The organism is Roseateles sp. GW821-FHT09G09 (genome assembly GCF_059415965.1).
Window position 1 is genome coordinate 135,628 of record NZ_JBWKOG010000002.1, and the last position, 12,801, is coordinate 148,428.

General features: G+C 70.1%; 10 protein-coding genes. All 10 read right to left on the minus strand.

The annotated features are described in order from the left end of the window. Positions 1-88: 88 nt before the first annotated feature. Complete coding sequence (gene cobO / locus AC07O8_RS05545) at positions 89-658, minus strand: cob(I)yrinic acid a,c-diamide adenosyltransferase (RefSeq protein ID WP_495047094.1); 570 nt, start codon at positions 656-658, stop codon at positions 89-91. Between the two features lie 261 nt (positions 659-919). After that, positions 920-3,064: a TonB-dependent receptor gene (locus tag AC07O8_RS05550; protein ID WP_495047095.1), complete on the minus strand. Its 2,145-nt coding sequence runs from the start codon at positions 3,062-3,064 to the stop codon at positions 920-922. Continuing rightward, positions 3,061-7,179, minus strand: coding sequence for a cobaltochelatase subunit CobN (gene cobN, locus AC07O8_RS05555; protein ID WP_495047096.1), 4,119 nt, complete (start codon positions 7,177-7,179; stop codon positions 3,061-3,063). Before cobN ends, AC07O8_RS05550 begins: the two co-directional genes overlap by 4 nt. Further along, positions 7,176-7,505, minus strand: coding sequence for a DUF2149 domain-containing protein (locus AC07O8_RS05560; RefSeq protein ID WP_431263559.1), 330 nt, complete (start codon positions 7,503-7,505; stop codon positions 7,176-7,178). Before AC07O8_RS05560 ends, cobN begins: the two co-directional genes overlap by 4 nt. Next, positions 7,502-7,963: a MotA/TolQ/ExbB proton channel family protein gene (locus AC07O8_RS05565; protein ID WP_495047097.1), complete on the minus strand. Its 462-nt coding sequence runs from the start codon at positions 7,961-7,963 to the stop codon at positions 7,502-7,504. Before AC07O8_RS05565 ends, AC07O8_RS05560 begins: the two co-directional genes overlap by 4 nt. An 11-nt stretch (positions 7,964-7,974) precedes the next feature. Beyond that, positions 7,975-9,369 (minus strand): cobyrinic acid a,c-diamide synthase CobB, encoded by a 1,395-nt coding sequence (locus AC07O8_RS05570; protein WP_495047604.1) that lies wholly within the window; start codon positions 9,367-9,369, stop codon positions 7,975-7,977. 7 nt (positions 9,370-9,376) lie between these two features. Beyond that, complete coding sequence (locus tag AC07O8_RS05575) at positions 9,377-10,219, minus strand: ABC transporter ATP-binding protein (RefSeq protein WP_495047098.1); 843 nt, start codon at positions 10,217-10,219, stop codon at positions 9,377-9,379. Next, the gene (locus AC07O8_RS05580) at positions 10,216-11,217 is read right to left on the minus strand and encodes a FecCD family ABC transporter permease (protein WP_495047099.1); all 1,002 of its coding nucleotides are present in this window, start codon (positions 11,215-11,217) and stop codon (positions 10,216-10,218) included. The genes AC07O8_RS05575 and AC07O8_RS05580 overlap by 4 nt, the downstream gene beginning before the upstream one ends. Continuing rightward, a complete protein-coding gene (locus AC07O8_RS05585) occupies positions 11,214-12,182 on the minus strand; it encodes an ABC transporter substrate-binding protein (RefSeq protein WP_495047100.1) in 969 nt (322 codons plus the stop codon). Before AC07O8_RS05585 ends, AC07O8_RS05580 begins: the two co-directional genes overlap by 4 nt. Then, on the minus strand, positions 12,179-12,787 hold the full coding sequence (cobU, locus tag AC07O8_RS05590; protein WP_495047101.1) for a bifunctional adenosylcobinamide kinase/adenosylcobinamide-phosphate guanylyltransferase: 609 nt from the start codon (positions 12,785-12,787) through the stop codon (positions 12,179-12,181). The genes AC07O8_RS05585 and cobU overlap by 4 nt, the downstream gene beginning before the upstream one ends. Between the last annotated feature and the right edge of the window lie 14 nt (positions 12,788-12,801).

The following is a 12,801-nucleotide window of genomic DNA, read 5'->3' on the forward strand; positions in this document are numbered from 1 at the left end:
GTGAGGCGTGGAAGGACGTCGAGTGACGGAGAAGGCGGCGATGAAATCTGGCGCGCAGCTTAGCGGTCAGAAGACCATCGGAGAGAAGTCAATCCTCAATTCCGCGTTGGGCCGGCACTCCTGCCTTGAAGTGGTGTTTCACCATTGTCATTTCCGTCACCGTGTCTGCCAGATCCATCAATTCCTGCGGCGCATTGCGGCCCGTCAGGCAGACGTGCACATGCGCCGGCCGGTCGCGCAGCGTCTCCAGCACCGGCTCCAGCGGCAGCCAGCCGTAGCGCAGCGGATACATGATCTCGTCGAGCACGACGAGGAAGTGCTCGCCGCCGAGGATCGTGGCTTTCGCGCGTTCCCAGCCGTCGCGTGCGAGCTGCGCCGAATGGTCCAGGTCCTTGCTCTTCCACGAGAAGCCATCGCCCAGACCTTCGATCGGCACGCCGATCTGCTCGAACAGCCGGTGCTCGCCGAAGCGCGCGCTCGGCACCTTCATGAACTGGTAGATGTGGACCTGCTTGCCGCGCCCGTGCGCGCGCAGCGCCAGCCCGAAGGCGGCGGTGCTCTTGCCCTTGCCGTTGCCGGTGTGGACGATCACCAGCCCGCGGCGTTCGCCGTCGGGAATGATGCGCACGCGGTCGACGGGCGGTTTTTCGATTTCCATGTCGGTGCTCCAGAGCGGCGATGTGCCTTGAAAACTTTGACCTGCTGACGGCGTGAGGCCGCTGGCCCTCACCCCCACCCTCTCCCGCAAGCGGGAGAGGGAGTCCGACCGGCTCCCTTCTTACTCCCTCTCCCGCTTGCGGAAGAGCAACCGTGTCAAGCGTCTACGGCAGTAGAAGCGCTGTGGTCCTCTGGCTCCCTCTCCCGCTTGCGGGAGAGGGCAGGGGTGAGGGCCAGCGGCGGTGGAAGTCCTGAATCCTCTTCAGATCCGCGCGCGCAGGCTGAGGCGGAAGGTGCGCGGCTCCATCGGATGCACGAGCCGTCCGTTGATGCCCTCGCCGCTGTTGCAGCCCGCGCCTTCGGCGCGCGTGCAGGCCGCGCCCCAGTACTCGATGTCGTTGGCCTTGGTGTCGAAGAGGTTCAGCACGTCGAGGCCGAGCTGCCAGCGATCGCTGAGCTGGTAGCCCAATCGCCAGTTGGCGGTGAACACCGCCTTGGAATTCTGCGTGCCGGTTTCCTCGAGCGCATACGCGCCCAGGTACCGCAGCTTGAAGCCGCTCGACCACGGCCCCGCAGGCGCCCAGTTCGCCGACATCGACGCGGACCACGGCACCGCGTTGGGCACGCGCTTGCCGCTGCCGAACTCCGTCTCCGTCGCCTCGACGAAGCGCGCCCGCGACCAGGCCACGTCCGCGTCGATCAGCCAGTCGCGACCGACCTGCACGTCGTTGGACCATTCCAGCCCCACGCGCTTGGACGCACCGCGCGCCTCGGTCACGCCCTCGTCGCCGACGAAGACCAGCTCCGACGCCAGGTTGGCCTGCCACAGCGCCAGGCTGGTGGTCCATCCCTTCACCGGCTTGGTGCGCAGGCCCAGCTCGGTGCTCTTGGTGCGCGCCAGCAGCGGCAGCGTGTCGGTCGGACTGCCGTCGGCGGGGTTGACCGTGGTCGTCGCGCCGCGCGCATCGTTCGAGCGGAAGGCGCGCGCCCAGTGCAGATAGAGCTCGGTATCCGCCGCGACCCGCGCGATCAGGCCCAGCTTCGGGCTGAACTGCGACTGGCTGGCCTTGCCGCCGTTGCCCAGGTTGAATTCCCCGCCGGTGGGCGAGACCGTCGCGCGCATCGTGTCCCAGCGCCCGCCCACGGTGCTGCGCAGCCAGTCGGTCCAGCGGCTGCCCAGCTCGACGAAGACGCCGGCGCTGTCCTGGCTCACACGGTCCTCGCGCACGGTGTGCGTGCGCACGCGGTCCACGGTGTCGTACAGCCCGAGCGTGCCGATCTTGTCGTGGCGCCACTGCAGGCCCCAGGTCAGCTGCTGATCGGCCGGCAGCCACGCGGCCGGCAGCTGATGCTTCAGCGAGCCGCCCCAGAGCTTGCGATGGTCCGCCTGCTCATGCTGATCGCCGTCCGGTCCGTTGATGAAGCCCGACGGCGCGGAGAACAGGTTCAGCGCGTAGTCCACCACCCAGGCGTCGGCGGTCCACTTGCCGCTGCCCTGGTTGTAGGCGATGCCGCCGCTCAGGCTGTGGCGGTGCGTGCGGCCGCCGTCGTTGGCCACCAGCGTGCCGTAGCGACCGATCTCGCCGCTGTCGATGGCGCGCTCGGGCACATGCTCGCTGGCGCGCCAGGCGGCGCTGTAGCTCAGCAGGTCGACGTGCGCGCCGTTGCGCTCGTCGCCGCGCGTCAGGCGCAGCACCGCGTTGCGGCGATGCAGGTCCTCGGCCTGGTCCCACGGGCCGTCGTAGACGCTGCCCTCGGCCGCGCCCAGCAGCGACCAGCCCCCACCGAGCTTGGTGCTGCCCGCCGTCAGCGCGCGGCGATACCCGTAGGGGCCCGCCGTCACCTGCGCGAAGGGGCGCTCGATCTCGCTCATGTAGCCGATGCGCGCGGCGCCCGTGGTCGCGAAGTCGCCGTCCTCGGCGTTGAACGCACCCTTGCGGTAGCGCAGGCTGTCCACCAACTCCGGGATCAGGAAGTTCAGATCCATGTAGCCCTGCCCGTGCGCATGGCTGGCCATGTTCACCGGCATGCCGAGCACAAAGGTCGCGAAGTCGCTGCCGTGGTCGAGGTTGTAGCCGCGCAGGAAATACTGGTTGGCCTTGCCGTCGCCGCTGTGCTGCGTGACGGTCATGCCGGGCATCGCTTCGAGCAGCTCGGCCGGACGCAGCAGCGGACGCAGCGCGAGGCGCTCGACGCCGACCTCGCCCTCGGAGGCGCTCTCCGCTTCGCCGAGCTGCGCGCGGCTGCTGATGCGGACGGTGTCGAGCGTGCGCGAGGTCGTGGCGTCGGCGGAGGCGTTCGGAGCGGTCGCCTGCTGCGCGCTCTGCGCCTGTGCGGCGCAGGCGGCCAGGGCCATCGCGCTGGCGATGGCGGTCCACGCCATGGGCTTGCCGTTCTTCGAGTTCATGCAGTTCCCTGGGGGATCAAGTTGTTGTCGTTATGGAGAGTCAGACCCGCTCGATGCGGCGGGTTCGCTCGACGCGATTGCCAGATCGCGCCGCCGCACATCAGCAGCGCCATCGCGATCCAGGCGAGCGCCTGTTCGAGGCGCTGCGCCGTTGGCGTGGCCGGTTTGGGCTTAGTCGGTTCCGGCACGCGTTGGAGCGCGAGGCCGCGCACGGTGGGCACCGGCGGCACGGCCGGCTGCGCGCGTCGTTCAGGCGGCTTCTGCGCCTTGTCCGCGGGCCGCGGCGCGGCGGGCGAAGCCGGCTGCACCGCCGGCACGTCCTGCGGCAGCTGATCCGCCGTCCAGCGACGCACGGCCGCCAGCTCGTTGTTCAACGGCGCCGCCTTCGTCAGGTCGCGGTACAGCGACGCGATCTCCTGCTTCGTCTGCGCGTCCGGCTTCCAGTAGCCCATGCGCTCGGCCTGCACCAGGCGCTCCAGCGCCTGCGCATACGCCTGCGGGTTCTGCTTGAGCCATTCCGGCACGCCAAGCTGGTGCTTGTCCTTGACCAGCACGTCGTAGAAACTCTGCCAGTGGTCCGCGCGGACCGTGCCCGGCGCGATGCTCTGCCAGCCGAAGCTGTACTGCACCGCCTTGAGCACCTGCAGCGCGCCGGACCAGCCCTCCGCCTGCTGCGCCTTCAGCCAGCCGGGGTGGAGGTAGCGGCTCTGCATCTCCAGCGCGATCGCCTGCGCGGCAGTCTCGGTGTGCTGCTCGGCGGCGTCCTGCAGCTGGCTGACGTGCAGCGCGATGTCCTTCGTGCTGCCCGCGACCTTCGCCGCGGCGGCCAGGCCGCCGAGGTACTGGAACGGGTCGTCGCTGCTGACCATCGCGTAAAGATGGCTGCTGCGCGACATCAGCGCCGCGTCGGTGTGGCGCAGGTGCGCGCCGAGCGCCTGCTGCGCCTGCGCCGGCGGCACGCTGAGCGGCTCGCCGTCGACGTAGGGCTGGCTCATCGTCGACAGGAACAGCTGACCGAGTCGTGGGTCGGTCTTGCCGTCCTGGCCCTTCAGGCCGTTGTCCTGCACCGCGTCGGCGATGCCGGTGCCATAGTCGCCGGCCGGGTTGCCGAACACGCGCGCCTGCGCCAGGGCCTGCGCCTGCGCGGGCTTCAGCCCGGCCTTGCGCAGCTCGCCGGCGATCGCGCGGTTGTTGCTGGCGATGGCGTTGTCGGACTCGGCCTCGCCGGCTGCGGCGACCGCCTGGTCGATCAGCTTCATCAGCGCCGGGAACTGGTCGCGATAGGAGCCGGTGATCGACAGCAGCACGTCCACGCGCGGGCGGCCGAGCTCCTGGCGGCTGAGCAGCTTGATCGCGGTCGGCCGTCCGGTCGCGTCCCACACCGGCATCGCGCCGAGCGCCACCAGCGCCTGCGCCTCCATGATCCCTTGATGGCGGAGCGTCTCGCCGGCCCACAGCGACAGCGCGAGCCGCCGCGGCGCGGTGCCGGCCTTGGCCTGCTCCTCGTACCAGCGCTTGAACAGCGCCTGCGCGGCCTCGAAGGCCTGACGCGTCGGCAGCCGGTTGGGATCGAGGCCCGTGAGGTTGCGGCCGGTCGGGAGGCTCTCCGGATTGCGCAGCAGGTCGCCGCCGTAGGCCGCCGGGATGAAGTGGCCGTCGAGCGCGCGCAGCAGCCCCGGCATCTCGCCTTCGGTCGAGAGGCGTGTCGACATCTCCTGCGCGCGCAGTGCGAGCTGGTACAGCGCGGCTTGGTCGATCGGCTTGCGCGCGGCGCGGTTGGGGACGAAGGCCGCGATGTCGGACGACGGCCGCAGGTCCAGCTTGCTCGCGGCCTCCGCGTCCTTCAGCGCAACATCGAGCCAGCGCCCGGGCCGCGCCGTCGCGACGCCTTCATGGTTGATGAGGAAGGCCTCGTCGATGTCCTCGCCGAGCGCCTCGATCAGCGGCACGCGCAGCAGCTGCAGGATGGACCCGCGGCGCTGGTCCTCGTCGGGCACGACGCCGAACACCGCCAGCCCCTTGGGCTGCGAGCTCTGCGCGAGCCGGTCCAGGTAGGGATGCAGCAGTTCCAGATACCCGCTGAAGTTCGCCGCGATCTGCTCGGCGGTCCAGCCCAGGTCGCGATGCAGGTTGTGCTCGACGAATTGCTGGATCATCTGCCGCTCCAGGCCCTGGCGCGTCGGACCGGGATCGACGGTCTCCCACTCATGCATCAGCTCATGCATGTGGGCCATCTGCGCGTTGAATCCGGCCGGCGCGAAGCTCGGCGTGCGATGGCTCACCATCAGCGCGCGACCGCGGCGCTTGGCGGTGAGCGCCTCGCCGAGGTTGTCGACGATGTAGGGATAGATCACCGGCGTGTCGCCGAGCGGCAGCCACACCGGGTCCATGACGTCGGGCCCGCGGATCTTGCCCGGCGCCCATTCCTGCGTGCCGTGCGTGCCGAAGTGGATGATGGCGTCGGCCTGCCGCGCCCACAGGTAGGTGGCAAGGTAGTGGTGCGACAGCGGCGTCTTGCTGCGATGCATGAACGGGTCCTGCCCGTTGCGCAGCGTCTCCTCGCGTGGCGGCTGCGGCAGCACGGTGAGCGCGCCCAGTTTCAGTCGCGGGATCACGAAGACGGATTCGCCGCGCACGCGCAGCACGTAGCGGCTGCTGGCGGGCGTGCCCCAGCGCGCGACGATGGGATCGCGCACCGCCTTGGGCAGCGCGTCGAACCACGCGGTGTAGCGCGCGAGCGGGAAGGCCTCGGCCTCGTCGGCATCGAGCAGCGCCTGCAGGTCGGTGCCCGGGTAGTACGCGGACAGCATCGGCTTGAGGCCGGAGATCCAGTCGGCCTCGGCGATCGGCGTGACGGCGTAGCCCGCATCCCTCAGACCGGTGCTCACGCGCGCCAGGCTGCGCGGCACGTTGAGGAAGGACGCGCCGAAGTTGCTGCCGCCGGGCGGGTAGTTGTAGACGAAGGCGACCAGGCGCTTGTCGGCGTTCGCCTTGGTCTGCAGCGCGACCCAGCGCGCGGCCTTGCCGGCGACGCTGGCGGCCTGACGCTCGATGAGCTCGGGCTCGCCGCGCTTCGGATGCGCGACGACGACGACCGGATCGATGAGCCCGGCGGCCTCCGGCTGCGCGAAGTAGAACGGGATGTCGACCTGCGCGAGACCGGTCTCGCTGCCTTCCCACACGGCCGCCTCGTCCTGGCGGTAGGGCTGCGTCTGCAGCACCGGCACGCCCCATCGCTCGAAGGTCGGCTGCAGCGTCGCGCCTTGCGGCAGCAGGCTGTGGTTGACGATCACGCGGGCTTGGACCTGTCCGTCGCGCTCGAGCAGGTCGGACAGCGGCTTGTCGCTGAGCTGACCGCTGAAGGCGGCGTACGCGAGCAGCCCCTGCTGCCGGAACATCGCCAGCCAACGATCGACCCACGCGGTGTTGCCTTGGACGAAGTGATAGCGATGCAGCAGGATCGCGACGGGCTCGCCGCGCAGTCCCTGCTGCGCGGCCCAGGCGCGGAACTCTGCCGCGTCGGCGAAGAGCTTCGGTGCGCCGGGATAGTGGATGCCGCGCTGCGGGATCAACTGCGGCGGGCCGAGGTCCGGAGCCTGCTTCCCATCGAGCTGCGCCCGCGCGATCGCGAACGCCGTACGCGTGTTGGTGGGACCGCCGGCCTGCAGATAGCCGCGCAGACTGCGATCACTCGCCGCAGGCTCGCCAGCGGGGATCCACAACACCCGCTGGGCGGGCAGGGCGGCGCGCTGCAGCGCGGCGTCGACGATCTGATGCAGCCGCGCTTCCGCCGTCGGGTGCGGGATGTCGATCCACACGAGGTCCGCGTCGCGCAGCGCGCGATCGAGCGCAGGATCCTTGTCGACCGGTGCGCCGCGCAGCGGGTACTCGATCTGCCGCACGTCGAAGCCGAGGGCCTTGCCCTCGCGCGCCATCAGCGCATGCTTGGCGGCCGGCGTGATGTCGACGCTGAGGAACAGCACGCGAGAGGCCGCGTTCGCCGCGTTCATCGTGTTCGCCGGGCTCGCCGCGTTCGCCGCGTTCGCGACGATCGGCGCGCACAGCCACAAGGCCGCGACCGCGAGGCCGCGAACCATCAGGGGCGCGATCCTCATGGCTTGGGTGCTTCCCCGGCCTCGGGCACGTAGATGATCGATCCATCCTTCATCTTGTACGCAACGCCGGCACGCTCGCCCTGGCCTTCGGCGTTGCCGCCGTTGCCGCGGTACTTGATCTCCTGGCCATCCTTGCGCACGATGATTTCCATCCCGGGCTGGCCGGGATTGCGGATCACCGTCTCGTCCGCGTGCGACTGCTGCTGCAGCGCGACCGCGGTGAGCAGCGCGACGACCAGCACGAGGAACACGTCCACCAGGTTGACGGCGGACAGCATCGGATCGTCATCCTCCTCGGCGAGGATGGAAATGCGGCGGGCGCTCATGCCCAGCCCTGTTCGGCCTTGATGACCAGCAGCTCGGCGAGCAGCCAGCGACGGCGGATCGAGTACACGACCAGCGCGATCGCCGCCGCGGCCAGCGCGAGCACGACGCCGGAGAACGCCGAGCTGAACACCGCCAGCGCCGCTTGGCCCTGACCGGCGGCGACGCTCTGCAACGCCGGTCCGAGGGGGACCATCGTGGCGATCAGCCCCAGCAGCGGCGCGACGCGCCCGAGCAGGCGAGGCGCTTCGAGGCTGCGGACAATCTGCAGCTCCAGCGTTTCCAGGGTGCTGGTCGCATGCACCTTTAGTCGGCGGTAGTCGGGGCGGCGGCGCTGCACCGCCTCCATCACGGTGGCGCCCGCCGTCCACAGTGCATAGACGAAGCCGAAGGCAACAAGGATCAGCACGGGCCACAGCAGGGCCTGCGCGATGTGGGCGAATCCGGATTCGAGGAACATGGTCGTTGGGCTCAATGCCTGGAAGAAGAATCGGCGCCGCCGAAGAACGCCGCGATGGCGACGGGGTTCGACGGGAAGTAGTGGTGGACGTAGCTCGCGCGCAGCGTGCCGAAGTCGTACAGACGCTCGGCGGCGCGGCCGGCGTCCGGATTCGTTGCGGTGGCGATGGCAGAGAGCGGCGTCTCCATCGCGGAGTAATGGAAGGTGTGGCCGCGCAACTCGCCCTCAGGCCACACGATCGTCTGCAGGCCCAGCGCAGCCAGCCGCTTCTGCATCGAGGCGCGGCCCGGCATCAGCCCCGCCATCGCCTGCGCGCCACCCTCGGCATCGCTCAGCTCATCAAGCAGCACCAGCATGCCGCCGCATTCGGCCAGCAGCGGCTTGGCCGCTTCCAAGTGACCCCGCAGCGCGCCGAAGAAGCGCGGGTGCTCGCGGAGCGCCTCCGCATGCAGCTCGGGATAACCGCCCGGCAGCCACAGGGCGTCGCACTCGGGGACATCGTCGCCCGCGATCGGGCTGAACGCGCGGATCTCCGCCCCAAGCTCGCGAAGCAGGTCGAGATTCGCCGGGTAGATGAAGGAGAAACACGCGTCAGTGGCGACGGCGATGCGCTTGCCCGCCAACGGGCGACCGAGCGCGAGACCGCCGGGCGGTGGCCCCTTTTCTCCGTGTCCCTCCTTCAGTTGCCTGCCGGCAACTGAATTCCCTCCTTGACCTCCGAAAAGGGGCCACCGCCCGGCGGTCTCCGAAACGCTCTGGAAAAGATCGAGCAGGGCGTTGGTCTCCCATGCGTCCGCCCACGCATCCAGCTGCTTGTCGATGTCCGGAAGCTCCAAGGCTTGCACCAACCCCAAATGCCGTTCAGGGAGCGAGAGCGCCGCATCACGCTTCAACGCCGCAATCAACGGAAGCTCCTTTGGCAACCCTTCACCGACCATGCGCGCATGCGCATCGCTGCCCACCCGATTGGCAATCACTCCGGCAACATGAATGTCATCGCGGAATCGCGCCAGACCCTTCGCCAACGCCGCAAAGGTCTGCGCCATCGCCGACGCATCCATCACCACGATCACCGGCAGTCCGAAGGTCGCCGCCAGATCCGCACTGCTCGGCTTGCCGTCGAAGAGACCCATCACCCCTTCAACGAGGACCAGATCCGCCTCGGACGCCGCCTTCGCGAGCAGTTGCCTGCAATGCGCTTCGCCGCCCATGAACAGATCGAGCTGGTAGACCGTGTGGCCACTCGCGCGCTCCAGCACCATCGGGTCCAGGTAGTCCGGCCCGGTCTTGAAGACACGCACCCGCAGGCCACGCCGGCGCGCCGCGCGCGCGATCGCGGCGGTGACGCTCGTCTTGCCCTGGCCGGAAGCGGGAGCACTGATCAGGAAGGTAGGGCAGGCAGTCATCGGGAGTTCATTCATTCAGCGCGATCCAGCGCCCTTGCACTTGGAGAATCAATAGCCGGCCGTGGAAGACGCGCTGCAACGCGTCGTGCGTCGCCGGTTCGTGCGGCGCGCCTTCATGGACGATGCGACCACCGTCCATCACCACCAGCGTGTCGGCCTGCAGCGCGACGTTGAGTTCATGCAGCACGCTGACGACGGCACCGCCCGCCGCGACGCGCTCGCGCACGATGCGCGCCCAGTCGCTCTGGTGCGGCGGGTCGAGGTGAGCGAGTGGCTCGTCCATCAGCAGCACGCCGGCACGTACGGCCAGTGCGCGCGCCAGCAGGACGCGCTGGCGCTCGCCGCCCGAGAGGCTGCCCAGCGCGCGATCCTTCCAGTCCCAGCTCTGCGTCTGGCGCATGGCGTGCTCGACCGCTTCGTGATCGGCGGCGCTCGCCGGCGCCAGCCACGGCTGATGCGGCAGACGGCCGAGCATCGCGATGTCGTAGGCAGTGAGGTCTTCGGACGCGTTCTCGTTCTGGCCGAGCCAGGCGATCTGCCGCGCGCGGTGCTTCGCCGGCCACGCGGTCCACGGCTTGTCGTCGAGGGTCAAGGTGCCGTCGAAGGGCAGCAGGCCCGCGATCGCGCGCAGCAGGGTCGACTTGCCCGCGCCGTTCGGTCCGACGATCGCCGTCCATGCGCGCGGCGTAGGCGCCAGCGTCAACGCGTGCAGCACCGGGCGATGGCCCAGCGACAGCGACGTCAAGTCGATGCGCAGCGACGGGACGTGGCCGAGCGCCAGGGGGCCGTTGCCGTCGATCGCAGCGCGATCGGCGGGTCGGAGGGCCTGGTTGATTCCGGCGGCGCTCATCGCGCGCCTCCGGTGCCGCCCAGATGCGCCTTGCGTCGATGCATCAGCCACAGCAGATAACTGCCGCCGAGTAGCGCGGTGATGATGCCGACCGGCAGTTCCTGTGGCGCGATGACCCAGCGCGCGGCGATGTCGGCGGCGAGCAGCAGCGCGCCGCCCGTGAGCGCGGACAGCAGGAGCAGGGCGCCGTGCGTCGTCGGTCCCCAGCTGCGCACGAGGTGCGGTGCGACGAGGCCGACGAAGGCGATGAGGCCGCACTGCGCGACCGCCGCGCCGGTGGCCAGCGAGAGGGCGGCGATGAGGAGCAGGCGGATGAGCGTGAGCCGTTGTCCGAGGGAGCGGGCGGTGTCCTCGCCCAGCGTCAGCGCATCGAGCGTGCGGCTGCAGCCCAGCGCGACCAGCAGGCACAGCACCATGGCGACGACCATGACCTGCACGGCGCTCCAGCCGACGTAGCCGGTGCTGCCGAGCATGAAGGCCTGCATGGCGCGCAGGATGTCCGGATTCATGAGCGTGAGCAGCGCGGAGCCCGAGCCGAGCACGACGCCGACGACGACGCCGGCCAGCAGCAGGCGCAGGCTCTGGGTGACGCCGCGCGCGAGCACCAGGGTGAGCAGCACGGCGCCGATGGCACCGGCGAAGGCGGCGCCGGTCATGCCGACGCGCAGCGCGAGCGCGGCCGCCGCGGGCGAGACGCCCATGACGAAGAGCAGCGCCGCGACGCCGAGCGAGGCGCCCGCGGAGCAGCCGAGCAGATAGGGATCGGCGAGCGGATTGCGGAACAGGCCCTGCGCGATGGCGCCGGCCAGCGCCAGCAGGGCGCCGGCGAGCCAGGCGCCGAGGGAGCGCGGCGCGCGGATGTCCCAGAGGATCATGCGCATGGTGTCGCCGCCGTCGGTCCACGGGCTCCAGCCCATGCTGCCGATGGCCAGGCCCAGCGCGAGCAGGACGGCGCCGAGCAGCAGCAGCGCGGTCAGTTGCGCCGCGGTCCGCCTCACCGCATGCCCCCGGGCGGCGCGTTGAAGGGCACGGTGGGCAGCGGCACGGGACCGGCCGCCGCCTCGCGCAGGCAGCGCGCCATCAGCGCGGCCGCCTCGGACATGCGCGGTCCGGGACGCACGAGGACGTCGGATTCCGACGGGATCCAGACGCACAGGCGCTGGTTCTTCACCGCGCGGATCGCTGGCCAGCCCGGACGTTGCGGGAGTCCGGCAGCGTTGCGCTGGCCGACCATGATGACCTGCGGGTCGGCGCGGACGATGAATTCAGGATTCAGTTTCGGGAACGGTCCGAGCTCGGCCGGGATGATGTTCTTGGCGCCGAGCCGCGTCAGGATCTCGCCCATGAAGGACGCGGTGCCCGCGCCGTAGGGGCCGGCGTCGACCTCGTAATAGACGCTCAGGCCGCGCGCGCCGGGCGGCAGCGTGGCGGCGCTCTGCGCGATGTGGCCGTCGATGCGGTTCCACAGCCGGCGCGCCTCGTCCTCCTTGCCGAGGATCTGCCCCACCTTGCCCAGCACGCGTTGGACGTCGTTCATGCTCTTGGGCTCGAGCGCGACGACCTTCAGGCCAAGACCTTCGAGGCGGTCGATGACGCGCGCGGAGACGCCGAGCATGACGACGTCGGGCTTGAGCGCGACCAGCGCCTCGATGCTGGTGTCATCGAGACCGCCCAGGCGTGGCAGCTTCTGCACGCTCACCGGGAAGTTGGAGAAACGGTCGACGCCGACCACCTTGGCGCAGTCGCCGAGTTCGCAAATGGTCTCGGTGAGCGAGGGCAGCAGGCTGACGATGCGGCGCGGGACGTCGGGCAGCGTCACCGTGTGGCCGCGGTCGTCCTTCAGCGTGATGGGCGCGGCGACGGCGCGCGTCGAGAAGGTCGCCGTTGCAGCGAACACGCCCAGCAGTGCGCCACCGACGGCGACCTTGATCACCCCTTGCTTCCAGCGTTCCATCGGCGTCATCCGTTGTTCTCCTCGTTCGCTTCGTTCGCCGCATCGGCAGCGCGGTGGGTGTCGTCCAGGGCCTCGACCGCCCGGGTCCACGGCTGTCCCGCCACCATCAAGGTGAGCTCGGCACACTGCCGCGCGATGAGCTGGTTGAGCCACCCGAGTTCGTCCACATACGCGCGCACCTCGCGCCCCATCGGCATCACGCCCCAACCGACCTCGTTGGAGACGAAGACCACCGGCGAGGCCAGTTGCGGCAGCAGGCGCTGCAGGTCGGCGCATTCGCCGCGCCAGTCCTCGAGGCGCGGCGCGCCGTCCATCGGCATCAGCCAGTTCGTCAGCCACAGCGTCAGGCAGTCGACGACCACCAGCCGTTGCGGCGAGGACGCGGCACGCAAGGCCTCGCACAGACGCAGCGGCGCTTCGACGGTGTCGAAGCCAGCGGGCCGGTCGGCGCGATGGCGGGCGATGCGATCGCGCATCTCGTCGTCATGGGCCTCGGCGGTCGCGACGACGGTGACGCGGTGCCCCGGCGTGCGCGCCCAGCGCAGCGCGAGGCGCTCCGCGTGGCGTGACTTGCCGCTGCGCTGGCCGCCGACGATCAGGTGATGAGCGGACATCCGGGATCTCCAGG

Excerpts from the sequence above, each read along its gene's own strand:
- AC07O8_RS05565 (WP_495047097.1), bottom strand. The coding sequence starts at position 7,963 with ATGTTCCTCGAATCCGGATTCGCCCACATCGCGCAGGCCCTGCTGTGG.
- cobO (WP_495047094.1), bottom strand. The coding sequence starts at position 658 with ATGGAAATCGAAAAACCGCCCGTCGACCGCGTGCGCATCATTCCCGAC.
- cobU (WP_495047101.1), bottom strand. The coding sequence starts at position 12,787 with ATGTCCGCTCATCACCTGATCGTCGGCGGCCAGCGCAGCGGCAAGTCA.
- AC07O8_RS05575 (WP_495047098.1), bottom strand. The coding sequence starts at position 10,219 with ATGAGCGCCGCCGGAATCAACCAGGCCCTCCGACCCGCCGATCGCGCT.
- AC07O8_RS05550 (WP_495047095.1), bottom strand. The coding sequence starts at position 3,064 with ATGAACTCGAAGAACGGCAAGCCCATGGCGTGGACCGCCATCGCCAGC.
- AC07O8_RS05560 (WP_431263559.1), bottom strand. The coding sequence starts at position 7,505 with ATGAGCGCCCGCCGCATTTCCATCCTCGCCGAGGAGGATGACGATCCG.
- AC07O8_RS05585 (WP_495047100.1), bottom strand. The coding sequence starts at position 12,182 with ATGACGCCGATGGAACGCTGGAAGCAAGGGGTGATCAAGGTCGCCGTC.
- AC07O8_RS05570 (WP_495047604.1), bottom strand. The coding sequence starts at position 9,369 with ATGACTGCCTGCCCTACCTTCCTGATCAGTGCTCCCGCTTCCGGCCAG.
- cobN (WP_495047096.1), bottom strand. The coding sequence starts at position 7,179 with ATGAGGATCGCGCCCCTGATGGTTCGCGGCCTCGCGGTCGCGGCCTTG.